Source organism: Bradyrhizobium centrolobii (genome assembly GCF_001641635.1).
Classification (GTDB): Bacteria; Pseudomonadota; Alphaproteobacteria; order Rhizobiales; family Xanthobacteraceae; genus Bradyrhizobium; species Bradyrhizobium centrolobii.
Genome location: NZ_LUUB01000101.1, coordinates 62,366 through 86,158, shown reverse-complemented (window position 1 = coordinate 86,158; position 23,793 = coordinate 62,366). Strand labels below are relative to the sequence as shown.

Here is a 23,793-nt window from a genome sequence, read left to right as displayed (position 1 = left end):
ACAAGCGGCGCGGGACGCGCGTTATGCTTAGTGACAGTTGCGGCAGAATGCGTTCAAAGAAGTGCACGAGTTTTATTTTTGTCCAGGGGTGACGTAGATTTGTCACGCAAAACATCTCTACAACGGCCGATTGAATTGCCTGCGGCTCCGCTGATGTCGCGGAGCGCAGTGATCGCTGTCGCGATTTTCCTGGTGGCGCATCTCGGGCTGCTGATCGGTCTCACCACGCCGGAGAAATTCGTCTTCGACGAGGTGCATTACGTGCCGGCTGCGCGGCAGATGCTTGCCCCCGTGATGGCGCAGCCCGTGCTCAATCCCATGCATCCGCCGCTGGCGAAAGAGCTGATCGCGCTGTCGATCGCGACGTTCGGAGACAATGCGCTGGGCTGGCGCTATCCGGGAACGCTGTTCGGCGCACTCGCGATCGTCGCGATCTATCTCTGCGGTCTCGCGCTGTTCTCTGCGCAATCGCCCGCGATCGCCGCTGCGCTGATCGCGGCCTGCAACCAAATGCTGTTCGTGCAGGCGCGCATCGCCATGCTCGACATCTTTGCGCTTGCCTTCGGTCTGCTCGCGACCGCCGCCTTCATGCACGGATTCCGAAAACAGCGCCCGCACGCGCTGTTCGCGCTCGCGGGCAGCCTGTTCGGTCTCGCCGCGGCCTGCAAATGGAGCGGCCTGTTTCCGCTGGGCGTCTGCATCGTCATCGTCGCCGTGATCCGCCTGATGCAGCGTTGGCGCACGCTGTTCGCCGACGCCAAGCCGGACGACTGGTACCGGCCTAACCTCTGGCCCGACCTCAGGCTGCGCCATATCGCGCTCTGTTTTGCGGCACTGCCCGCGGTGACGTATCTCGCGGCCTTCGTGCCGCTCTACGGGCTGTCGCTATCCGATCTGATCGAGGCGCAGCGCCGCATCTTCGCCGACAACACCACCACGGCGATCGCCGGCCACACCTATATGAGCGCTTGGCCGTCCTGGCCGTTGCTCGCGCGTCCGGTCTGGTTCCTGTTCGACAAGATCGGCGACGACCGGATCTCCGCGATCGTCTTCCTCGGCAATCCGCTGGTGCTGTGGCCGGCGTTGCCCGCGCTTGCCGTCGTGCTGCGTGACTTCATCGTCACGCGCCGCTGGGATGCGTTCCTAATCGTGTCGTTCTATTTCGGCCCCTGGCTTGCCTGGGCACTGCTGCCGCGCACGCTGGGCTTCATCTACTACTATCTGCCGGCCGCAACCGCAGCCTCGCTTGCACTCGTGTATGTGCTGCGCAGGGATGGCGTGCCGCGCTGGGTGCTGTGGGCCTACGTCGGCGTCGCGGCCATTGGTTTTGCGGTGATGCTGCCGATTTCGGCGGCGTTTGTCGGCACGTCGATGCAGACGTTCAACCGCTTGATGCTGTTTCAGAGCTGGATCTGACAACAAAAATCCGCCCGTCGCCCGTGCGGCGGGCGGTCGTTGACGCGGCGATCACTTCGACGCCGTCTTGGTTTCCATGTTCACGACCTGGACGCGGCGGTTGATCGGGTCGGCGCCGTTGGCGGCGTCCTTCAGCTTGGTCTTGCCGTAGCCGACGGTGACGAGATCGCTGCCATTGAGGCCGTAGTTCTGCACCAGATACTTTTTGATGGTGTCGGCGCGCCGCTCGGAGAGCCCCTGGTTGAACTCCTCGCCGCCGATCGCGTCGGTGTGGCCGGCGACCACGAAGGTCGAACCCTTCAGCACCGGATCGGACAGCGCCTTGCCGAGCGCCTGCACCGAGGCCATCGAGGTTTTGGCGATGTCGGCCGAGTTGTAGTCGAACTGGATCTCCAGATCGATCTTCGGCTTGGTCGCGGCAAGCTCGGCAATCTGCTCACGCTCGCCCATCGAGAGCGAACGGGTCTGCCGGTTGCGCACGGTGTTGAGGAAGGTCGCTTCCTTGGCCTGCTGCGCCGTGTCGGCCTGCGGACCGACGGACAGGCCGCGCGTCACCGGCTTCGGCTTCAACGCATCCAGGATCTGGTTGGCGGAGACGTTGTTGTCGCCGGCCAGCGCCAGGCCCGCCGTCATCGACAGCGTGGCCGTAAGGGTAATCGCCTTCAGTCCAAAGAACTTATTGAAATGGGTCATTGTCGTATCCTCGCTGTGACGCCCGATGGCGATTTGATGCTGCGAGCATAGGCAGGGTTCAATTGCCTTGATGTGATTCGGGTCACATTCAGAAGTGGCCGGAAATTCCATGTGCATCTTAGCGCCGGAGCCGATCGGCATCCACGGCGTGTCCAGCGAGTGGCAGCGGCCTACCATCGAGGCAGCAAAGGCTCGTGTCGGGAAGTAACGCTGTCTCACTCGCCGGAGTGCAGCTCTACCTCGCCTTTTCGACGTCGATTTCAGCAACTCGCTGGACTCGGGACGATGGCGGGTACAATCTCGCTGTCATTGCTCGTCACCAGTCGTTGTTGCCCGCTGCGTCAGCAGCCCGAACAGTAACCGTCGCAGCGTCTTTCAGCTCGGTTCGAGCAGCTGAAATCCCTGGGTGATCCAGCTCACAGTGCGTTGTCGTGAATTGGATCAGATTGCTCCCATCGGATCGCTTAATTCGATCCGATGGCAGCGAAGAAGTTTGGATCAGGGGAGAATGCTCATGCGCTTCTTGATCGCAGCAATTTCAGTCGCAGCATTTATTGTCAGCGGCAACGCGGCTTTCGCCGACAAGCGCGTCGCCTTCGTGGTCGGCAACGCCGCTTACAAGAATGTCCCGCAGCTCCCCAACCCGGCGATCGATTCCAAGTCGATGGCCAGGGTGCTGCGCAATGTCGGCTTCGATGTCGTCGAGGGCTCCAACCTCACCCGCGACGCCATGACTGCAAAGCTTTTGGAGTTCGGCAAGAAGAGCGAGGGCGCCGATGTCGCCGTGTTCTTCTATGCCGGCCACGGGATCGCCGTGAACGGCGTCAACTACCTGTTGCCGATCGACGCCGACCTGAAATCCGAGATGGACGTCAAGCTGGGCGCGGCGATCAATGTCGACATCACGCTCGATCAGACCATGGCGGATGCGAAGGTGAAACTGGTGTTCCTGGACGCCTGCCGTGATAACCCGTTCGCCGCGAAGATCCGTTCGGCCAAGGCAACCCGCTCCGTCAACGTGCAGACTGGCCTTGCCGAGATGAAGTCGGGCGAGGGCACACTGATTGCCTTTGCCACCGGCCCCGGCCAGACCGCGCTCGACGGCGAGGCCGGCACCAACAGCCCGTTCACCCGGGCCCTCATCGCCAATATTGCTCAGCCAGGCGTCGAGATCCAGCAGGCGATGACCAAGGTTCGTGCCCAGGTCAGCGACGAGACCAATAAGGGGCAATTGCCCTGGGGGCACACCAACCTCACCGGCAACGTCTATCTCAATCCGGTTGGCGCGCCGGCTGCGGTCACCACCGAAACGTCGAACGCGCCGGTGTCGACCGCGACCAAGCAAGGCTCCGACATCGAGCTCGAGTTCTGGCGCTCGATCAAGGACTCCAACAAGGTGGAAGAGCTCAACGCCTATCTCACCAACTATCCGAACGGCACGTTCAAGTCGCTCGCGCTCGCCCGCATCGCGGCGTTGCAGGATGGACCGTCCAGCACCACCCGCAATCTGTCGGCCGGGATCGATCCCGCGACCTTCACCGAAGAAGCCAACCAGGTGTCCGAAGACCAGATCGGTCTCGACAAGGGCCAGCGCCGCGACGTGCAGCGCCGCCTCATCGGGCTCGGCTTCGACGTCAAGGCGACCGGGAAGTTCGACGACGAGACCCGTTCCGTGATCAAGCGCTGGCAGGCGGCACGCGGCTATCCCGCAACCGGATACCTCAACAAGCTCCAGCACAAGGCGTTGCTGTCGGAGATCGTCTCGGCCCGCGCGGCCTCCTCCGAGCAGGCGGACGACGAGCCTGTGCGTCGTCGTTCCTCCGGTGGTGGCGGCCGGCGTCATTATAGTGGGGGTGGCGGTGGCGGCCCGATGGGCGGCCCCGGCGGCCTGCTCGGCGGCATGATGGGCGGATTGTTCGGCCGCCGCTGAGAAGCAGAGAGTGAGGCGAAGGCGGCCCGGTCCGGGCCGCCTTGCATGTCGGGAAACCTGCGCTCATCGATCGTCGCAAAGCCGTCGCGTGATGGCCTGCCTGCGAACAAGAATTCGGCCAGATGCGGGCCTAGCAAAACTCTTGTTCCACCACCCGCCAACAAAGGGAGCTGAGTTCCATCCAGTGCAGAGGCCGAGTGACTATCAGTTCTATCGTGGCGGCCCGCCGGATCGGACAATCTTCCTGAGCGCGACGCCCGTCTATATCGGCGCGGCGATGATCGCCTTGGCGATCCTGGTGTCGACCCTGATCACGGGTCTCACCAGCCGCTATGTCGGCATCGAAGGTTCGACCGAAGAGAACATGTGGCTGGTCGATCGGCTCACCGGCAGCGTCTATCGCTGCCAGGCGGCCGAGCGGGGCAAGGCCGCCTGCGAGCCCGACATCGCCACCGGCAGCGTCGGCGAACGGTCCAGGACGCCGAAGGACGGCCGCTGATCGCTCGCGCCTTCGCGCGCTCAGCAAGAAAATTGTCGTCTCCGCAAAACGCACTCGCTCGGGAACGCACGGCTGCGAAGGCCGGCACGATGCCGGCGAACAGCGCGCATCGTCCGGCCGCGCTGTCAGCAGATGGCAGCGCGGCTTTTTTCCTGGGTTCGCCTTATTGTCCGCTTCTTCCTCTCGGCGCGAATCCCGCTACATTGCCCTTTGCAATGTCCCGCGCGCCAAAACCGCTTCCACTCACCACGACACAGGTCCGGCAGATCTGGCTGCACGCCCAGCGGCTGGACGTGCGCAGCCCGTTCGGGGATGGCGCGTTAGCTGTTGCCGATGCGATCGCGCATCTCGGCTACGTGCAGATCGACACCATCAACGTGATCGAGCGCTGTCATCATCACATCCTCTATAGCCGCATCCCGTCCTACCGCCGCGCCGATCTGCGTCATGCCCAGAGCGTCGACAAGAGCGTGTTCGAATACTGGACGCATGCGCTGTCCTACGTGCCGACGAATGATTTCCGTTTCTTCCTGCCGGCGATGCGCGAGCACCGCCGCGACGGGCACAAATGGTATGCCTCGGTGACGCCGGCCGACATGCGCAAGGTGATGCGGCTGGTCCGCGCCGGCCCGTTGACGATCCGCGACATCGAAGATGACGTGCTCACCGAGAAGGAGCATTTGTGGCAGAGCCGCAAGCCCTCGAAGCGGGCGTTGCAGCTCGCCTTCTATACCGGCGTCGTGACCATCAGCGAGCGCCAGGGCATGCTCAAGACCTACGAGCTGATGGCGCGCCATTTCGGCTGGGACAAGCTGCCGAAGCCGGCGTCGACAAAGGACCTAACGGCCTATTTGCTCGATCGGGCGTTGCGCTCGCAGGGCGTCGTGAGCCTCGATTCGGTCTGCCATCTCGATGCGCCGAGCAAGAAGGCGGTGGCGCGCCTGATCGCCGCGCGCGTCCGCCGCGGCGATCTCGTCTCCGTCGCGATCGACGGCGCCGGCAAGCAGGAGCATTGGGCTGCGCCGGCCTCGCTCGAAGCGAACGGTGAGGCGATTTCACCCGATCTCGTCCATATCCTGTCGCCGTTCGATCCCCTGATCATCCAGCGCAAGCGCACCAATCTCATCTTCGGCTACAACCATCTGTTCGAAGCCTATGTGCCGAAGCCCAAGCGCAAGTTCGGTTATTTCGCGCTCCCCGTGCTGGTCGGCGACGAGATCGTCGCCGCGCTCGACCTCAAAACCGACCGGCAGAACAAGAAGCTCTTGATGCAGAAATGGACCTGGGTCGGGGAGGGGAAGAAGACGGCGGGGCGCAAAGAGCTGAAGCAGAAAATCGAGGACGAGCTCGCTCGCTTCGAGCGGTTTCAATTGGCGGAGTGAAATTGGTCGCCGCCGACCTTGGACTCGCAGGGTGGGCAAAGCGAAGCGTGCCCACCACTGCTACCTCCGTAAAGGAAAAGTGGTGGGCACGGCGCTAAGGCGCCTTTGCCCACCCTACGAGACTACGCATCTCGACGAGACGGTCGAGCCAAACGCCGAACGCAATGCCGACCGCGTGAGCCATCAAATTCCATAGCGAGAAGAAGCGGCCGAGCAGCAGGGCGCCTGCAGTGGTGAGCCGGAATGCATCGAGCCACGGTGCATGCACCAGCCGGGAGAACTCGACCACGACCGCAATGGCAGTGGCGATGGCTGCGATCGGCAGCCGTGTCAGGCGCGGCACCAAAACCCCAACCATGAGGAACACCATGGTCGCCCACAGCAGCGAGCCGCCATACTTCACGATGAAGGCGGGAAGGCCGAACGGAAAGCCGTACCAGCGTAAGGCTAGCCCGCAGACGATCACGGCGAAGGCGAGTGCCGCGCGGAGCAGGGACGTCCGAACGGGTTTATGCGGCTGCGCCCCGTGCATTGCTCGCTCCATTGACTCTTTGCCCGCGATGCTCAAAACCGCCCCTAGCCTTAAAAAAGCAACAACCCGGGGGGAAGCCATGAGCCAGACCACGACCTTTGCCGGTTCCGCCGGCAGCGCCAAGAATACCAGCAAGAGCGAAATCGAGACCTCGACTATCCGCGCCATCTCCTGGCGCCTGATTCCGTTCCTGGTGCTGGCCTACTTCTTCTCCTATCTCGACCGCGTCAATCTCGGCTTCGCCGCGCTGACCATGAATGCCGAGCTGAAGTTCACGCCCCTGATCTTCTCCTGGGGCGCGGGCATCTTCTTCATCGGCTATTTCATCTTCGAGGTGCCGAGCAATCTGGCGCTGGAAAAGTTCGGCGCCAGCCGCTGGATCGCCCGCATCATGGTGACCTGGGGCATCATCTCGGCGCTGATGGCGCTGGTGAGCGGCGTGACGAGCTTCTACGTCCTGCGCTTCCTGCTCGGCGTCGCCGAGGCCGGCTTCTTTCCCGGCATCATCCTCTATCTCACCTATTGGTACCCGGCCGAATACCGCGCGCGCTTCCTCGCGGCCTTCGCCATCGCGGTGCCGGTCTCGACAGTGATCGGCGCGCCGATCTCGGGCCTGCTGCTCGGGCTCGATGGCGTGATGGGCCTGAGGGGCTGGCAGTGGCTGTTCATCCTCGAGGGCATCCCCTCGGTGCTGCTCGGCATCGTCACCTGGTTCTACCTCACCGATAAGCCCGAAAAGGCGGACTGGCTCTCGGCCGAGCAGAAGGCCTGGCTCAAGGCCAGGCTCGATTCAGAGGTCGCGGCCAAGCAGGCCGTGAAGCACCTGTCGCTCGGCGAAGCCTTGTCCTCGCCCAAGGTGATCGCGCTCAGCCTGATCTATTTCGGCTTCGTCGGTGCGCTCTATGGCATGCAGTTCTGGCTGCCGCAGATCGTCAAGGCCTTCGGCCTCACCAACGCGCAGACCGGCTTCGTCACCGCGATCCCGTATCTGTTCGGCACCATCGCGATGATCCTGTGGGCGCGGCATTCGGACGCCACGCGCGAGCGCGTCATGCATGTCGGCGCGCCGCTGCTGCTCACCGCCGTCGCACTCGGGATCTCCTCCTATCTCACCGATCCCACCCTGACGATGGTGGCGCTGACGGTGGCTGCGATCGGCGTGTTCTGCTGCTTCGGGGTGTTCTGGACCCTGCCCACCGCCTGGCTCTCCGGCATGGCGGCCGCCGGCGCCATCGCCCTGATCAATTCGATCGGCAATCTCGCCGGCTTCGCCGGGCCGTATCTGATTGGATGGGTCAAGGAGGCCACGGGCCAGACCTCGACCGGCCTTCTGGTGCTTGCCATCCTGCCGCTGATCGCCGGCATTCTGGTCTTCGCCGGCGGCCACGAGAGCAAGCACGAGTTCGCCGATCAGGCGCGGTGATGTCTCAAGCAGAAGCCCGGATGGAGCGAAGCGAAATCCGGGATGGGGCAGGCTGTCGGTCGGCAACCCGGATTACGCTACGCTCCATCCGGGCTACAGGCTGTTGGCTCCATAGGGTGGGCAAAGGCGCGCTTTTCGCGCCGTGCCCACCATCTTCCCGAATGGCGACAGGCGTGGTGGGCACGCTTCGCTTTGCCTACCCTACCGGCTTCGCGTGTCCAGGAATCACTGCGGCGCAAGCCGTTTCAGTCGGGCTGCTCGGACCGTCGCTTACGCGACCAGACGTCACACCCAAGCTAACTGTTTGACCGGTCTTACATCCTTACCATCCCTTAATGATCACGCTTTCCTGATGACTGACGATTATTGACTTTTATCAGTGATTAGTCGACATTTCTCCGGAACACAGAAACAGGAGTGTCTCCGATGTTCGTCCGGTCGGTTTTGTCGAGCTATTCCAAGCTCTTGGCAGGCGCTTCGCTGGCCCTGATGGCGGTTGCGCTGGCCGGATGCAATGACACCGTGGCCGAGAAGGCTGAACCGCCGCGGCCGGTCCTGGTCGCCACCGCTCATTACGAGGCCGAAACGCCGGAGCGCAGCTTCGTCGGCACCATCAAGCCCCGGATCGAGAGCGACCTCGGCTTCCGCGTCGCCGGAAAGGTCGCCAAGCGCCTGGTCGAAGTCGGCCAGACGGTCGAGGTCGGTCAGCCGCTCGCGACCCTCGACGAGGTCGACCTGAAGCTTCAGGCCGAGCAGGCCGTGGCCGAGCAGACCGCCGCAACAGGCGTACTCGCCCAGGCCGCTGCCGCCGAGCAGCGCGCCAAGGATCTGAAGGCCAAGGGCTGGACCACCGACGCCCAGATGGATTCGAGCCGTGCCGCCGCTGACGAGGCGCGTGCGCGCCTGAACCGGGCCGAGCGCTCCGTCGAACTGACCAACAATTCCCTTTCCTACGCGACGCTCGTTGCCGACGCCCGTGGCGTCGTCACCGCAACGCTGATCGAGCCCGGCCAGGTGGTCGCCGCGGGCCAGGCCTCGATCCGCGTCGCCCGCTTTGCCGAGAAGGAAGCGGTCGTCGCGATCCCTGAGACGCTGGTCGAACGCGCCAAGTCGGGCGTCGCCAGCGTCACTCTTTGGTCGGAGCCCAACAGGAAATACGCAGCGAAGCTGCGCGAGATCGCGCCCGCCGCCGATCCGGCCACGCGGACCTATCTCGCAAAGTTCTCGCTGCCCGAGGCAGATGACAAGGTTGCGCTTGGCATGACCGCGACGCTGACGCTGTCGGACGCCGCCACCGAGCGCGTCGCGCGGCTGCCGCTGTCGGCGCTGTTCAACGAAGGCGGCAAGCCCTCGTTCTACGTCGTCGACGACAACGGCGCGGTTACGCTGCAGCCGGTCACGGTCAAGTCCTACGAGAGCAGCGACGTCGTCATCACGGGCGGCGTACCGGAGGCCGCCAGGATCGTCGCCCTCGGCGTGCAGAAGCTCGATCCGAGCCAGAAGGTGCGGATCGTGTCGTCACTGTCTTTCTGAGGCGCGGAGCATGATCCGGACCCGGAGGGCCGCGCTAGCGCAAAGTGTGTAGCGGTTTTCCGAAAAGATCATGCTCAAACAATAAGAGTTCCGTCGTTGCGAGGTGAGTTTCGGCCCTAGCGCCTACGCGAAGGCTGAAGCGGCGAAGCGATCCAGCACTTGCCCAGCCCCCTGGATTGCTTCGCTGCCTTGCGATGACGGGTTGAACAGAGTGGCTGTCGTTTTTTGGCAATTGGATCGTCTTACGGAGAGTGCGATGAAGCGCTTCAACCTTTCGGCCTGGGCCGTCAGCCATCCGACGCTGGTCCTGTTCCTGATGATCGTGCTCGGCGCTGCCGGCTTCTTCTCCTACGAGAAGCTCGGGCGTGCCGAGGATCCGTTCTTCACGGTGAAGGTGGTCAACGTCTCCGTGATGTGGCCGGGCGCGACTGCGCAGGAGATGCAGACCCAGGTCGCCGACCCCATTGAGAAGAAGCTGCAGGAGCTGCCTTACTTCGAGAAGGTGCAGACCTACTCCAAGCCCGCCTTCACCGCGCTCCAGGTCACCTTCCGCGACAACACGCCGCCTAAGGACGTGCCTTATCTGTTCTATCTCCTGCGCAAGAAGCTCGTCGACGTGCAGGGCCAGCTGCCCTCGGGCATCCTCGGCCCCGTCGTCAATGACGAATTCTCCGACGTCGATTCCATCCTCTATATGATGACCGGCGACGGCGCCGACTACGCCCAGCTCAAGAAGGTTTCCGAGGGCTTCCGCCAGCGCCTCCTGAAGGTGCCCGGCGTGACCAAGGTCGACGTCTACGGCACCCAGGACGAGCGCATCTATGTCGAGTTCTCGCATGCCAAGCTTGCGACGCTGGGCATCACGCCGCAGGCGCTGTTCGATTCGCTCGCCAAGCAGAACAACGTGACCCCGGCCGGCACGGTCGAGACCTCGTCGCAGCGCGTGCCGCTGCGCGTCACCGGCGCGCTCGACGGCGCCAAGGCCGTGGCCGAGACCCCGGTCGAGAGCAACGGCCGTGTCTTCCGCCTCGGCGACATCGCGACCGTCACCCACGGCTATGTCGATCCGCCGAGCTTTGTCGTGCGGCAGGAAGGCAAGCCCGCGATCGGCATCGGCGTCGTCACCGCCAAGGGCGCCAACATCCTCGAGCTCGGCAAGGAGGTCGAGAAGGCGACCGCCGAATTCATGAAGGCGGTGCCGCAGGGCGTCGATGTCGAGCTGATTGCCGACCAGCCCAAGGTCGTCGAGCACGCGGTCGGCGAGTTCGTGCATTCCTTCATGGAAGCGCTCGTGATCGTGCTGTTCGTCTCGTTCCTCGCGCTCGGCTGGCGCACCGGCATCGTGGTCGCGCTCTCCGTGCCGCTGGTGCTCGGCATCGTCTTCATCGTCATGAACACGATGTCGCTTGACCTGCACCGCATCACGCTTGGCGCGCTGATCATCGCGCTCGGCCTGCTCGTCGACGACGCCATCATCGCGGTGGAGATGATGGTGGTGAAAATGGAGCAGGGCTGGGATCGCATCCGCGCCGCGTCCTTTGCCTGGGAATCTACTGCGTTTCCGATGCTCACGGGAACGCTGGTCACGGCCGCTGGCTTCCTCCCCATCGGCTTTGCCAATTCCGCGGTCGGCGAATATGCCGGCAGCATCTTCTGGATCGTGGCGATCGCGCTGGTCGCCTCCTGGTTCGTGGCGGTGATCTTCACGCCCTATATCGGTGTCAAGCTGCTGCCGGACATGAAGTTGCACCACAACCACGATCCGCATGCGGTCTACGAGACCCGCATGTACCGTGGCCTGCGCGCGATCGTGCAGTGGTGCGTCAATCACCGCATCACGGTGGTGGTCGCGACGGTCGGCGTCTTCATCGCTTCGATCGTCGGCTTCGGCCACGTCCAGCAGCAGTTCTTCCCGCTGTCGGAGCGGCCCGAGCTGTTCCTCCAGCTTCGCCTGCCGGAAGGCACCGCCTTCAACGTGACTGAGAAGGCGGTGAAGAAGGCCGAGACGCTGCTCAAGGACGACAAGGATATCGCGACCTACACGGCCTACGTCGGGCAGGGCTCGCCGCGCTTCTGGCTCGGCCTCAACCCGCAGCTTCCGAACGAGGCCTTCGCCGAGATCGTCATCGTCGCCAAGGGCGTCGAGGCGCGCGAGCGCATCAAGGCCAAGATCGAGAACGCGGCCGCCGACGGCATGCTGAGCGAGGCGCGCGTTCGCGTCGACCGCTTCAACTTCGGTCCGCCGGTCGGCTTCCCCGTGCAGTTCCGCGTGATCGGCCCCGACGCCAACAAGGTGCGCGAGATCGCCTACCAGGTCCGCGACATCATGCGGCAGAACAAGAGCGTCAAGGATGTCCAGCTCGACTGGAACGAGCAGTCGCCCTACCTCAAGCTCGTCGTCGACCAGGACCGCGCGCGGGCCATGGGCCTGACGCCGCAAGACGTCTCGCAGGCGCTTTCAATGCTGATCTCGGGCGCGCAGGTCACGACCGTGCGTGACGGCATCGAGAAGGTCGGCGTGGTCGCCCGTGCGATCCCGTCCGAACGCCTCGACCTCGGCGGCGTCGGCGACCTGACCATCACCTCGCGCAACGGCGTTGCCGTTCCGCTGCAGCAGATCGCCAAGATCGAGTACTCGCATGAGGAGCCGATCCTGTGGCGGCGCAACCGCGACATGGCGATCACCGTGCGCTCCGACGTCGTCGACGGCGTGCAGGCGCCCGACGTCACCAACCAGATCACGCCGAAGCTGAAGGCGATCAAGGACAACCTCGAGCCGGCCTACCGCATCGAGCCGGGCGGCGCGTTCGAGGAATCCGCCAAGGGCAATGCCTCGATCTTCATCCTCTTCCCGGTGATGGTCATGGTGATGCTGACGCTGCTGATGATCCAGCTCCAGAGCTTCTCGCGCCTGATCCTGGTGTTCCTGACCGCGCCGCTCGGCATCGTCGGCGCGTCCCTCGGGCTCAACGTCGCCAGCCAGCCGTTCGGCTTCGTGGCGCTGCTCGGCCTGATCGCGCTTGCCGGCATGATCATGCGCAACACGGTCATCCTGGTCGACCAGATCGAGACCGACGTCTCCCACGGCCTGACCCGGCGCGAGGCGATCGTGGAAGCAACCGTCCGGCGCGCCCGTCCGGTCGTGCTGACGGCGCTTGCGGCCATCCTCGCCATGATCCCGCTGTCGCGCTCGGCGTTCTGGGGCCCGATGGCGATCACGATCATGGGCGGATTGTTCGTTGCAACCTTCCTCACGCTCCTGTACCTGCCGGGTCTCTACGCGCTCTGGTTCCGCAAGAGCCTGGACGAGGCGGGCGCCGGCGAGGAGGCCGCTGCGCCGCAGCATGGGAGCGATGCCGAGCCGGCAATTCCGCTTGCTGAGGCGGCTGAATAAATGAAGAGTAGCGACTAACGAGTCCTGACAGATGACACTGATTGCGGAACATATCGAAGGCGACACCCGGGAGCGCATCCTCGAGGTGGCCGAGCGGCTGTTCCGCCAGATCGGGTACCAGAAGACCACGGTCGGGGACATCGCCAAGGAGCTCAGGATGAGCCCCGCCAACGTCTATCGCTTCTTCGAATCGAAGAAGGCGATTCACCAGGCGGTGGCGCGGGCGCTGATGGGCGAGGTCGAACTCGAGGCGCAGCGGATCGTGGCGAGGCCCGGTCCGGTGCTGGCGCGCTTCCGGGAGCTGCTCACCACCATCAACCGCATGAACACCGAGCGCTATGTCGGCGATTCCAAGCTGCATGAGATGGTCGAGATCGCGATGCAGGAGGATTGGGACGTCTGCGTCGCCCATATGGAATGTATCGCCTCGTTCATGGGGCAGATGATCGCGCAGGGCGTGGCCTCTGGCGAGTTCGAGGCGCCGGATCTGCAACTGGCTTCGCTGTGTGCCTGCACCGCGATGATGCGTTTCTTCCACCCTCAGATGATCGCCCAGTGTGCCACCAAGCCGGGCCCGACCATCGACCAGATGATCGATTTCGTCATCGCGGGTCTGTCGCCGCGCCACTGACGGGCGGAGGAATTTCTCATATAAGCAGCTTCACCGTCATTCCGGGGCGGTCCGCAGGACCGAACCCGGAATCTCGAGATTCCACAATGCGCAATTGCGCATTGGGCTTCGTTGCTTCGCATCGCCCCGGAATGACGGCGGGGTTTTGACGCCGAGGCGGACCAACACACTCCGTCATTGCGAGCGCAGCGAAGCAATCCAGACTGTCTCCGCGGCGGGAGCCTGGATTGCTTCGCTGCGCTCGCAATGACGATCAGGAAAAAACCAGCGTGACCGACAAAGACCTGTATTTCTACGAGCCGGCCAAGGGCCACGGCCTCAAGCACGATCCCTTCAACGCGATCATCGCGCCGCGGCCGATCGGCTGGATCTCCTCCCGCGATGCCAGGGGCCACGTCAACCTCGCGCCCTACAGCTTCTTCAACGCGTTCTGCTACACCCCGCCGATCATCGGCTTCTCCTCCACCAACTGGAAGGACTCGGTCGAGAACATCCAGCAGACGAAGGAATTCGTCTGGAATCTCGCCACGATGGATCTCGCCAAGCAGATGAACGCGACGGCGGCGCATGTCTCCCCTGAGGTTGACGAGTTCAAGATTGCAGGCCTGACCGCTGTGCCCGGCAGGCTCGTCAACGTGCCGCGCGTCGGCGAGAGCCCTGTCGCCTTCGAGTGCAAGGTGTCCGACATCGTTCGCCTCAAGGGCGCCGACGGCAAGGAGGCCGACGCCTGGCTGACGCTCGGCGAGGTCGTCGCCGTCCACATCGACAAGGCCATGATCAAGGACGGTGTCTATCAGACCGCCGCCGCCCGCCCGATCGTCCGCGCCGGCCGCCGTGGCGACTATTTCGAGATCAGGCCGGAAAACATGTTCGAGATGATCCGGCCGGATTGATCTGGCGCGGGCTACCCGCTCTCTCAGTCTCGTCATTCCGGGGCGCGCCGTTAGGCGCGAGCCCGGAATCCATGTACCCGCGGGCGCATGGATTCCGGGTTCACGCTTCGCGTGCCCCGGAATGACGATGGCGGCTTGAGCACTCCATTCCCCTCCCGGAACTGGCACCGCACCCCGGCCGTTATCACCCCGGGCCGCCCGGCCGCGTCAATTCGCATCTTTTTGCAGGCGAAGTGTTCACTTCTGCCGGCCACTTTCCGCTAAAATGCAGGTCACCGCGTGCTCCATAAGTTCTTGCCATGAGGTTTGCCATGAGCTTCCGCCGCGACACCCTCACAAAACCGATCTTTGCTCTCGCACGCGGCGTCTTGCCCGCAATGTCCGACACCGAGCGCGAAGCGCTGGAGGCCGGTGACGTCTGGTGGGATGCCGATCTCTTCAGCGGCAATCCCGACTGGTCGAAATTGCTGAACGTCACGCCTGCGACGCTGACGGAGGAGGAGCAGGCCTTCCTCAGGGGCCCGGTCGACGAGCTCTGCGCCATGCTAGACGAGTGGAAGATTTTTTGGGAGTGGCGCGACCTGCCGCACGATGTCTGGCACTTCATCAAGCGCGAGAAATTCTTCGGCATGATCATTCCAAAGGAGTTCGGCGGCCTCGGCTTCTCGCCCTATGCGCACTCCGAAGTCGTACGCAAGATCTCGACCCGTTCGATCGCCGCGGCCGTCACGGTGATGGTGCCGAACTCGCTCGGGCCCGGCGAGCTTCTGATGCGCTTCGGTACGAAGGAGCAGCAGGAGCGCTGGCTGCCGCGGCTTGCCGACGGCCGCGACGTTCCCTGCTTCGGCCTGACCAGTCCGGAAGCCGGCTCCGACGCCGCCTCGATGGTCGACACCGGCATCATCTGCAAGGACATCTTCGAGGGGCGTGAGGTCGTGGGCCTCAGGCTCAACTGGCACAAGCGCTACATCACGCTCGGCCCCGTCGCAACGCTCTTGGGCCTCGCCTTCAAGGCCTACGATCCTCATCATCTCGTCGGCGAGCAGGAAGAGCTCGGCATCACCGTGGCGCTGATCCCGACGCATCTGCCCGGTGTCGAGATCGGCCATCGCCATCTGCCGGCGATGCAGGTATTCCAGAACGGCCCGAACCGGGGCCGCGACGTCTTCATTCCGCTCGATTACGTCATCGGCGGCGAGGAGCGGCTGGGACAGGGCTGGAAGATGCTGATGACGGCGCTCGCCGCTGGCCGCGGCATCTCGCTGCCATCGCTGTCGGCTGCGGGCGCGGCGTTCGCGGCGCGCACCACCGGCGCCTATGCGCGCATCCGCGAGCAGTTCGGTATCTCCATCTCCAAGTTCGAGGGCGTCGAGGAGCCACTCGCGCGCATTGTCGCGACCGCCTACCAGCTCGATGCGGCGCGACGGCTCACCTGTGCGGCGCTGAACGCCGGCGTTCATCCCGCCGTCGTCTCCGGCATCATGAAGCTGCACGCGACTGAGCGGATGCGAACTACGGTCGACGACGCCATGGACATCCATGGCGGCAAGGCCGTGATTGACGGGCCACAAAACTATCTCGGCAATCTGTACCGCGCCGTCCCCGTCGGCATCACGGTGGAAGGCGCCAATATCCTCACCCGCAATCTCATCGTGTTCGGGCAGGGCGCGATCCGCGCCCATCCCTATCTGCTCGACGAGATGAATGCGCTCGCCGACGCCGACCGCGAGCGCGGGCTCGCCGCCTTCGACAAGGCGTTCTGGAAGCATGTCGGGCACAGCTTGCAGACGCTGGTCCGCGCCCTCAGTCGGAGCTGGACGTTTGGCGCCTTCGCGCCTGCGCCGGATGCTGGCGAGGCGACGCAATTCTATCGCCAGCTTTCGCGCTATTCCGCGGCCTTCGCGCTTTGCGCCGACATGGCGCTGCTCACGCTCGGCGGTGCGCTCAAGCGCAAGGAGATGCTGTCGGCGCGCTTCGGCGACATCCTCTCCGAGCTCTATCTGCTCTCGGCGGCGCTGAAGCGCTGGCAGGACGAAGGGCGGCAGAAGGAAGATTTCGCCGCGCTCGAATGGTGCATGGCGACGGGCTTCAGGACCATCGAAAACAGGCTCGCCGAAATTCTCGCCAATCTGCCGAACCGCTTCGTCGCTGTGATCCTCAAGCTCGTGGTCCAGCCCTTCGCCGCCCGCGTGCTCGGCCCAAGCGACCGCGTCGTGCACCAATGTGCTAGCCTCGTGCTGGAGCCGTCAGCCGCGCGCGACCGCCTCACGCCGGATCTTGCCCATGTCGATGACGACAGCGGCTTTGCCCGGCTGGAGCGTGCGTTCAAGCTGGTTGCAACGACCGATGCGATCGCAAAGCGCATGCGCGCCGCGCATATCCACGACTGGAAGGAGGCGGTCACCAACGGCGTGATCACGCAGGCCGAGGGTGAGCAGCTTGCCGCCGCTCGCGAAGCTGTCACAAAAGTGATCGAAGTCGACGATTTTGCGCCGGAGGCGCTGTCGCCGATTTACAAGAAAACCGGCGGCGTGCATCAGTTCTTCCAGGAACTCGGTGAACAGAGGGCGGCGAGCTGATGGCACGACCGGTTTTCATCGTCGACGGCAGCCGAACGCCGTTTCTCAAAGCGCGTTCGGGGCCGGGGCCGTTCACGCCGGTCGATCTTGCCGTGCAATGCGGCCGGCCGCTGCTGGCGCGCCAGCCGTTCGCGCCCACCGCTTTCGACCAGCTCATCCTCGGCTGCGTCAACGTGATCGCGGACGAGATGAATCCGGCGCGCGTTGCGGCGCTCAGGCTCGGCATGGGCGAGGACATGGTCGCCTTCACGGTGCAGATCAATTGCGGCTCCGGCATGCAGTCGATCGACACCGCGTACCGCTACATCCGTGAGGGCCATGCCGACATGATCCTCGCCGGCGGGACCGAGGCGCTGAGCCACGCGCCGCTGGTCTGGCCGAATTCAGGCGTGCGCTGGTTCGCCGGCCTTGCCACCGCCAAGGGCATGGCCGCGAAGATCGCGGCTGCGCTGAAAGTGCGGCCGCGCTTCTTGAAGCCGATCATTGGGCTCGAGCGCGGGCTGACCGATCCCATCACCGAATTGAACATGGGCCAGACGGCTGAGGTCGTCGGCCATCTCTTCGGCATCACCCGCGCGCAGTCCGATGCCTATGCCGCCGAGAGCCACCGCCGGCTCGCGCATGCGCAGGCGCAAGGCTATCTCAAGGGCGAGGTCGAGACCGCCTTCTCCCGCGACGGAAAGTTTTTCGACCATGACGACGGCGTACGGCCGGACTCCACGCCGGAGACGCTGGCGAAGCTGAAGCCGGTGTTCGAGCGCCCCTGGGGCCAGGTCACCGCCGGAAATTCCTCGCAAATCACCGACGGCGCCTCCTGGGTGATCCTTGCTTCCGACGAGGCCGTCGCAAAGCATAAGCTGATACCCAAGGCCGTCATCATCGACAGCAACTGGGCTGCGCTCGATCCGAGCATCATGGGGCTCGGGCCGGTGATGTCGGCGACGCCGCTGCTCACGCGTAACAATCTTACGATCAAGGACGTCGAGACCTGGGAACTCAACGAGGCCTTCGCCACGCAGGTGCTCGGCTGCCTCGCCGCCTGGAACGATGAAAAATTCTGCCGCGAGATCCTTGGTCTCGATGGTGCGGCCGGCGAGATCGATCGTGACAAGCTCAATGTCGATGGCGGCGCGATCTCGCTCGGCCATCCTGTCGGCACCTCCGGCAACCGTATCGTGCTGCACCTCGTCAACGCCATGAGGCGGCTCGGCACGCGGCGTGGTGTTGCAACGGAATGCATCGGCGGCGGGCTCGGCGGCGCCATGCTGATCGAGGCGGTGTGACCATGGATTCGAAGATCATGACCGCGCTCGGTGATCGCGTGCTGGCGCTCGGGCCTCAGCCCGCGGCCGAGGGGCCCTATCGCCATTTCAAGCTGACGCGCGATGCCGACGGCGTCGCCTGGCTGCTGTTCGACCGAGCCGATGCCAGCGCCAACACGCTGTCCTCGGACGTGATGGAGGAATTCGACGCCGTGCTCGCTTCAATCGAGACCGAGCGGCCCGCTGGCCTCGTGATCCGTTCGGCCAAGCCGTCCGGCTTCATCGCGGGCGCCGACGTCAACGAATTTCGCGGCGCCAGCGATCCCGGCATGGTGGAGACGCGCATCCGCGGCGCGCATGCGGTGGTCGATCATCTGGAGGCGCTGCGGCTGCCGACGGTCGCGGTCATCCACGGCTTCTGTCTCGGCGGCGGCCTCGAGGTCGCGCTTGCCTGCCAGTCGCGCGTCGCCATCGACGGCGCGCGCTTCGGCTTCCCCGAGGTGATGCTCGGCCTACATCCCGGCCTTGGCGGCACCGCACGCTTCACGGCGCTGGTCAATCCGACCCAGTCGATGGCGCTGATGCTGACCGGCCGCACCATCGATGCGCGCCGGGCCAAATCGCTCGGCCTCGTCGACACCGTGACGCAGGAGCGGCACGTCCACAATGCGGTGAAGGACGCGCTTTTCGGCCGGCTGAAGCGGGCGCGGCCGGGCCTTCTCACCCGCGCGGCCAAGTTCGGTCCCGTACGCGGCCTGGTTGCCAAGCGCATGAGGTCGGAGGCGGCGAAGGCGGCTTCCCGCGAGCACTATCCCGCGCCTTACGCGCTGATCGATCTCTGGGAGGCGCATGGCGGCAGCAAGGCCGCGATGCTGAAGGCGGAGCAGGCGTCGTTCGCCAAGCTGATGGTGACGCCGACCGCGCAGAACCTGATCCGAGTGTTCTTCCTGCGCGAGCAGATGAAGAAGGCGGCCGGCACCGGCAACACGGTCAAGCATGTCCACGTGATCGGTGCCGGTGCCATGGGCGGCGACATCGCTGCATGGTGCGCGGGGCAGGGGCTCCGCGTCTCGCTCGCCGACATGAAGCCCGAGCCGATCGCGGGTGCAGTGAAACGTGCCGCCGAGCTTTACGGCAAGATCATCCGCAAGCCGACCGACGTGCGCGACGCGCTCGATCGCCTGATACCTGACATGGACGGCGAGGGCGTCCGCAACGCCGATCTCATCATCGAGGCGGTGCCGGAAAAGCTCGAGCTCAAGCAGAAGATCTATGCCGGACTCGAGCCGCGGATGAAGCCGGGTGCGATCCTCTCGACCAACACCTCGAGCATCCCGCTCCAGGATCTGCGCAACGGTCTGGCGCGGCCGGAGCGGCTCGTCGGCCTGCACTTCTTCAATCCGGTGTCGCGGCTGCAACTGGTCGAGGTCGTCAACCATGACGGGAACGACCCGCAGGTGCTCAAGGAAGCGCTCGCCTTCGTCGGCGCGATCGACCGCCTGCCGCTCTCCGTGAAGAGCTCGCCTGGTTTCCTCGTCAACCGTGCGCTGACGCCCTACATGCTGGAAGCGATGGTGATGCTGGACGAGAAAACAGACCAGCGCCTGATCGACTCGGCGGCGGAGCAGTTCGGCATGCCGATGGGACCGATCGAACTGGCCGACCAGGTCGGGCTCGACATCTGCCTCGACGTCGGCGACATGCTGCGTACCAAGTTCGGCGATCTGCTGCCGCCGACGCCGGCCTGGTTGCGCGAGAGAGTCGCCAAGGGCGAACTCGGCCGCAAGACCGGCAAGGGCTTCTATGTCTGGAAGGACGGCAAGGCGGAGAAGGCGCCACTGCCCGAGACCGGCCCGCGCGTCACCGACCAGATGATCGATCGCCTGATCCTGCCGATCTCCAACGTCTGCGTCGCGGCCCTTCGCGAAGGCATCGTCGATGACGCCGATGCGGTTGACGGCGCCATGATCTTCGGCACGGGCTATGCGCCGTTCCGCGGCGGGCCGCTGAATTATGCGCGGACGCGCGGCGTGGAGAATATCGTCGCCACCTTGCGCACACTGGCCGAGCGGTTCGGCGGTCGCTTCGCGCCCGATCCGGGCTGGGACAATTTCAAGTGAGAGGCATATGACTGAAAAGGCTGACACCGAGCCGAACGGCGATCTCTGCATTCGCACGCTGGCGATGCCCGCCGACACCAACGCAAATGGCGACATCTTCGGCGGCTGGCTGCTCAGCCAGATGGACGTCGGCGGCGGCGTGTTTGCGTCGAAGGTCGCGAAGTCACGCACCGTCACGGTTGCGATCGAGGCGATGAATTTTCGTAAAGCGGTTTATGTCGGCGATCTCGTCTCGGTCTACGCCAATCTCGTGCGCGTCGGACGCACCTCGCTCACTGTGCATCTCGAAGCCTGGGCGCTGCGCCGCAGGGAGGAGCATCCGTTCCTCGTCACCGACGGCAATTTCACCTACGTCTCGATCGACGATCACGGCCGACCGCAGGAGATTGGTTCGACAGATGCATCGATTGCGACGTAAACGCGCGCGGCGTCGCGTCCGCTATCGTCGCGTCTTCGCCAAGAACAGGTCACAAAAGGGATGAGGTCCCAGCGTACTCCTTAGTGCGTCGATTCGGGGTTAAAAAACGGCTGATTTGCCCTAGGAACCTTTGGGCAGGACTGTCGTTATTTGCCCGCATTGAGGAAACGAACGGGCCATGCCGGACAGCTACATCATCGAAGTCAATTCGCAGACCGCAGGTATCGTGGTTCGCAATCCCGGAGGCTACTGCTTCTTCGCCTCGTCTCACCGCTTCAATCGCCTGGAAGGCCAGCTCTTTCGCAACGCGCGCGAAGCCGAGCGCGCTGCGCACAGGCTGGTTAACGGAGAGGTGAAGGAGGCGGCGTAGCGCTTTCCACGCGTCGTTCCGGGGCGCGCAAAAGCGCGTGGTCGGAATCTTTTGCCGACGACGCTGCTGTCCTCCCTTCTCTCCTTGCGGGAGAAGGTGGCGTAGGCGGCGGTGGGCCGCCGTTCTCTTAGGAAAAACGCCGATGCTTTGCATCGGCTATGGCGTCGGATGAGGGGTTGCCTCAGCTCACTCACAAGTAAGAGAGGCTCTCGCGGAGAGGGACCTCTCACCCGACTTCGCTTCGCGAAGTCACCCTCTCCCACACGGGGAGAGGGTAAAAATGATCACAGCTTCGTGGCTGCGCGCGACAACAGTTTCCAGTCGTCGCCCTGCTTCTGCCAGTTCATCAGAATGTGAAGGTTGGTCGGCACTTTTTTCCCATCGGCCGCCATCTCCTGCTCGGCGATCCAGTGGAATCGCACGATCGCGGCGGGGCCGACAACCTTGATGGTCGGGTCCTTGTATTCGATCGACAGGAATTTCGACTTGCCGTCGGTGGCGTTGGTGATGAAGGTCGCCTTGTCCTCGACCTTGCCGCTGGAATGGCTGTAGCTCAGATCGTCCCAGCAGAGCGCACCGAGCGCCTTCGGGTCGGCCGCGATCTGGGCGAGGCGAAAGGCCTCGACCTTCTTCGCCACGGCCTCTTCGTCCGCCGAAGCCGCCAGTGCGCCGGATGCTGTGAGGGCGAGGGTGGAGACGGCCAGGGTCGAGAGAGCCAGGTCGCGCCGGTTGATGATCATCGTTTCCTCCTTGTGATCTTGCAACGAGTGTTGCAGCCGCGCGCGCGTTTGTCGAGTGTCACGTCGTCGTCATGCGCATGCGCTGCATTGCGCGAGCGAGGTCGTATTGATACGTCTTTCGCATTGATGCGCGGCACGCGAAGGAAAGTACGGAAATGATTGAGGCGATCGGCAGGGCGTTGCTGTTCGATATCGACGGCACGCTCGCCAACACCGACCCGCTGCACCTCAAAGCTTTCAACCAGGTGCTCGGCCCTCGCGGTCATGTGTTCGATCACGCGCGCTTCTCGAAGGAGCTGCAAGGCTTCTCCAACGTGTCGATCGGCGAGCGGTTTCTCACCGAGGAAGCGCTGGAGCGGCGCGCGGCAATCCTCGGCGAGAAAGAGGAGGTCTTCCGCACGCTCGTTGCCGGGCAGATCGAGCCGCTGCCCGGCTTGATGGCACTGCTCGATCGCGCGGATGCGGCCGGCATTCCTATGGTCGCCGTCACCAACGCGCCGCGCCTGAATGCAGAGCTGCTCTTGTCCGGCCTCGGTATCACAGAGCGATTCAAGGCGATCGTGATCGGCGACGAGCTTTCGCATGGCAAGCCGCATCCACTGCCCTATCAGGAAGGGCTGCGCTTTGTCCGCGCCAGCGCGCAAGCCTCGATCGCGTTCGAGGACTCCCGCACCGGCGTACAGTCGGCCACCGCTGCTGGAATTGCGACCATCGGGATCCGCACGAGCCTCAGCCATGCTGACCTTGTTGCCGCCGGGGCGATCGCATCCGCAAGCGCCTTCGACGATCCGGACCTGCTCACGCGCCTCGCCGCCGCGATGGCGTGGTGAGGAGCCCTCGCCCGTTAACCGTGATCACCTCTTGCATTGACCGATCGCGCGAACCGCCGCACCATGCATTCTCTGATTTGAGGCCATCGCCGTGACCGGATTGACCCATCGCCAAGCCGAAATCCTCAACATCGCGCGCGCCTCGGGCCGGGTGATGGTCGAAGAACTCGCGCGCCGCTTCGAAGTGTCGGCGCAGACGATCCGCAAGGATCTCAACGATCTCTGCGAGCGCCGTTCGCTGACCCGTATCCATGGCGGCGCCATCATCGCGTCTGGCGTCGAAAACCTCGCCTATGAGGCGCGGCGCTTCGTTGCCGCCGACGAGAAAAAGGCGATCGGGGCGGCGGCCGCGTCCCTGATCCCGAACGGCTGCTCGCTCTTCATCAACATCGGCACCACGACAGAGGAGGTCGCGAGCGCACTCACCTCGCATGAGGACCTCCTCGTCATCACCAACAACCTCAATGTCGCCATGCTGCTCTACCGCCATCCCCGCATCGAGGTGGTGGTCGCCGGCGGCACGGTGCGGCGCGCCGACGGCGCTGTGGTCGGCTCGACCGCGACGCAGTTGATCGGCCAGTTCAAGGTCGACTACGCCATCATCGGTGCGTCCGCGATCGACGAGGAGGGCGCGCTGCTCGACTTCGACTATCGCGAGGTCCAGGTTGCCCAGGCCATCATCGCCAATGCCCGCAGCGTCATGCTGGTGGCCGACTCGACGAAACTTCGCCGCAGCGCGCCGGTGCGCATCGCGCATATCAGCCAGATCCAGACCTTCGTCACTGACCAGGAACTGCCTGAGCGGCTCGCCACCATCTGCCACAGCAAGGGCATCGAGGTGGTTGAGGCGATGCCGAAGGCGGTGGATATCGATGACGGGGGAGGGGAGCCTGCCCAGGATGCAGCTCCCGAAGCGGCGCCTGTTGTCAGGCTGCGCTAGCGAGTCCTACCTCACTCCCCCCTTTTGGACAGGTCGATCGCACGCCGTATCAGCGCTTTGAGCACTGAAGTTCCACATCGTCATGGCCGGGCATAGCCGTCCGGAGGACGGCGTCGCTTCAGCTCGCCTATGTCCCGGCCATCCACGGCTTGCTTCGCGACAAGCCCGGGCATGACGGCCTCCTGTTGATGCGCATACGGCCACGCCG

19 protein-coding genes are annotated in these 23,793 nt (G+C 64.3%); 16 read left to right on the top strand and 3 right to left on the bottom strand.

Annotation, left to right across the window (positions count from 1 at the left end; all coding sequences use genetic code 11):
* Positions 1-153: 153 nt before the first annotated feature.
* Positions 154-1,416 (top strand): phospholipid carrier-dependent glycosyltransferase, encoded by a 1,263-nt coding sequence (locus AYJ54_RS36995; RefSeq protein WP_201724306.1) that lies wholly within the window; start codon positions 154-156, stop codon positions 1,414-1,416.
* Positions 1,417-1,467: 51 nt separating this feature from the next.
* Here AYJ54_RS36995 and AYJ54_RS36990 read toward each other — a convergent pair whose 3' ends face one another.
* Positions 1,468-2,109 carry an OmpA family protein gene (locus AYJ54_RS36990; protein WP_063707129.1) on the bottom strand — a complete coding sequence of 214 codons (642 nt, stop codon included), beginning with the start codon at positions 2,107-2,109 and terminating at the stop codon, positions 1,468-1,470.
* Between the two features lie 514 nt (positions 2,110-2,623).
* Between AYJ54_RS36990 and AYJ54_RS36985 the strand changes: the two genes are divergently transcribed.
* The 3 genes from AYJ54_RS36985 (at position 2,624) to AYJ54_RS36975 (ending at position 5,920) form a co-directional block, all read left to right on the top strand.
* Positions 2,624-4,039 (top strand): caspase family protein, encoded by a 1,416-nt coding sequence (locus AYJ54_RS36985; RefSeq protein WP_063707084.1) that lies wholly within the window; start codon positions 2,624-2,626, stop codon positions 4,037-4,039.
* A gap of 277 nt (positions 4,040-4,316) precedes the next feature.
* Positions 4,317-4,538, top strand: a complete 222-nt coding sequence (locus AYJ54_RS36980) for a hypothetical protein (RefSeq protein ID WP_063707127.1) — start codon at positions 4,317-4,319, stop codon at positions 4,536-4,538.
* A 215-nt stretch (positions 4,539-4,753) separates the two neighbouring features.
* The gene (locus tag AYJ54_RS36975; RefSeq protein ID WP_063707082.1) at positions 4,754-5,920 is read left to right on the top strand and encodes a winged helix-turn-helix domain-containing protein; all 1,167 of its coding nucleotides are present in this window, start codon (positions 4,754-4,756) and stop codon (positions 5,918-5,920) included.
* Positions 5,921-6,014: 94 nt separating this feature from the next.
* Here the strand turns inward: AYJ54_RS36975 and AYJ54_RS36970 are convergent, their stop codons facing one another.
* Positions 6,015-6,452, bottom strand: a complete 438-nt coding sequence (locus AYJ54_RS36970; RefSeq protein ID WP_063707080.1) for a ribosomal maturation YjgA family protein — start codon at positions 6,450-6,452, stop codon at positions 6,015-6,017.
* A gap of 79 nt (positions 6,453-6,531) precedes the next feature.
* Between AYJ54_RS36970 and AYJ54_RS36965 the strand changes: the two genes are divergently transcribed.
* From AYJ54_RS36965 to AYJ54_RS36920, 10 genes are all read left to right on the top strand, one after another.
* On the top strand, positions 6,532-7,875 hold the full coding sequence (locus tag AYJ54_RS36965; RefSeq protein WP_063707078.1) for an MFS transporter: 1,344 nt from the start codon (positions 6,532-6,534) through the stop codon (positions 7,873-7,875).
* A gap of 426 nt (positions 7,876-8,301) precedes the next feature.
* Entirely contained in the window at positions 8,302-9,408 is a 1,107-nt protein-coding gene (locus AYJ54_RS36960; protein ID WP_063707076.1) for an efflux RND transporter periplasmic adaptor subunit, read from the top strand.
* A gap of 256 nt (positions 9,409-9,664) precedes the next feature.
* Positions 9,665-12,802, top strand: coding sequence for an efflux RND transporter permease subunit (locus AYJ54_RS36955; protein ID WP_063707074.1), 3,138 nt, complete (start codon positions 9,665-9,667; stop codon positions 12,800-12,802).
* A 31-nt stretch (positions 12,803-12,833) separates the two neighbouring features.
* Entirely contained in the window at positions 12,834-13,433 is a 600-nt protein-coding gene (locus tag AYJ54_RS36950) for a TetR/AcrR family transcriptional regulator (RefSeq protein ID WP_063707073.1), read from the top strand.
* Positions 13,434-13,702: 269 nt separating this feature from the next.
* Complete coding sequence (locus tag AYJ54_RS36945) at positions 13,703-14,326, top strand: flavin reductase family protein (RefSeq protein WP_063707125.1); 624 nt, start codon at positions 13,703-13,705, stop codon at positions 14,324-14,326.
* Positions 14,327-14,637: 311 nt separating this feature from the next.
* Positions 14,638-16,905: an acyl-CoA dehydrogenase gene (locus tag AYJ54_RS36940; protein ID WP_063707123.1), complete on the top strand. Its 2,268-nt coding sequence runs from the start codon at positions 14,638-14,640 to the stop codon at positions 16,903-16,905.
* Positions 16,905-18,188, top strand: a complete 1,284-nt coding sequence (locus AYJ54_RS36935) for an acetyl-CoA C-acetyltransferase (protein WP_063707071.1) — start codon at positions 16,905-16,907, stop codon at positions 18,186-18,188. The genes AYJ54_RS36940 and AYJ54_RS36935 overlap by 1 nt, the downstream gene beginning before the upstream one ends.
* A 2-nt stretch (positions 18,189-18,190) precedes the next feature.
* Positions 18,191-20,287: a 3-hydroxyacyl-CoA dehydrogenase NAD-binding domain-containing protein gene (locus AYJ54_RS36930; protein ID WP_063707069.1), complete on the top strand. Its 2,097-nt coding sequence runs from the start codon at positions 18,191-18,193 to the stop codon at positions 20,285-20,287.
* Positions 20,288-20,294: 7 nt separating this feature from the next.
* A complete protein-coding gene (locus AYJ54_RS36925) occupies positions 20,295-20,705 on the top strand; it encodes an acyl-CoA thioesterase (RefSeq protein ID WP_063707068.1) in 411 nt (136 codons plus the stop codon).
* 178 nt (positions 20,706-20,883) lie between these two features.
* Complete coding sequence (locus AYJ54_RS36920) at positions 20,884-21,075, top strand: hypothetical protein (RefSeq protein ID WP_063707066.1); 192 nt, start codon at positions 20,884-20,886, stop codon at positions 21,073-21,075.
* 284 nt (positions 21,076-21,359) lie between these two features.
* Here the strand turns inward: AYJ54_RS36920 and AYJ54_RS36915 are convergent, their stop codons facing one another.
* Positions 21,360-21,815, bottom strand: coding sequence for a nuclear transport factor 2 family protein (locus tag AYJ54_RS36915; protein WP_063707121.1), 456 nt, complete (start codon positions 21,813-21,815; stop codon positions 21,360-21,362).
* 155 nt (positions 21,816-21,970) lie between these two features.
* Here AYJ54_RS36915 and AYJ54_RS36910 point away from each other — a divergent pair, with 155 nt between their 5' ends.
* Together AYJ54_RS36910 and AYJ54_RS36905 are read left to right on the top strand one after the other, a co-directional pair.
* Complete coding sequence (locus tag AYJ54_RS36910) at positions 21,971-22,645, top strand: HAD family hydrolase (protein ID WP_063707065.1); 675 nt, start codon at positions 21,971-21,973, stop codon at positions 22,643-22,645.
* A gap of 91 nt (positions 22,646-22,736) precedes the next feature.
* Entirely contained in the window at positions 22,737-23,585 is an 849-nt protein-coding gene (locus tag AYJ54_RS36905; RefSeq protein ID WP_063707064.1) for a DeoR/GlpR family DNA-binding transcription regulator, read from the top strand.
* The last annotated feature ends 208 nt before the right edge of the window (positions 23,586-23,793 follow it).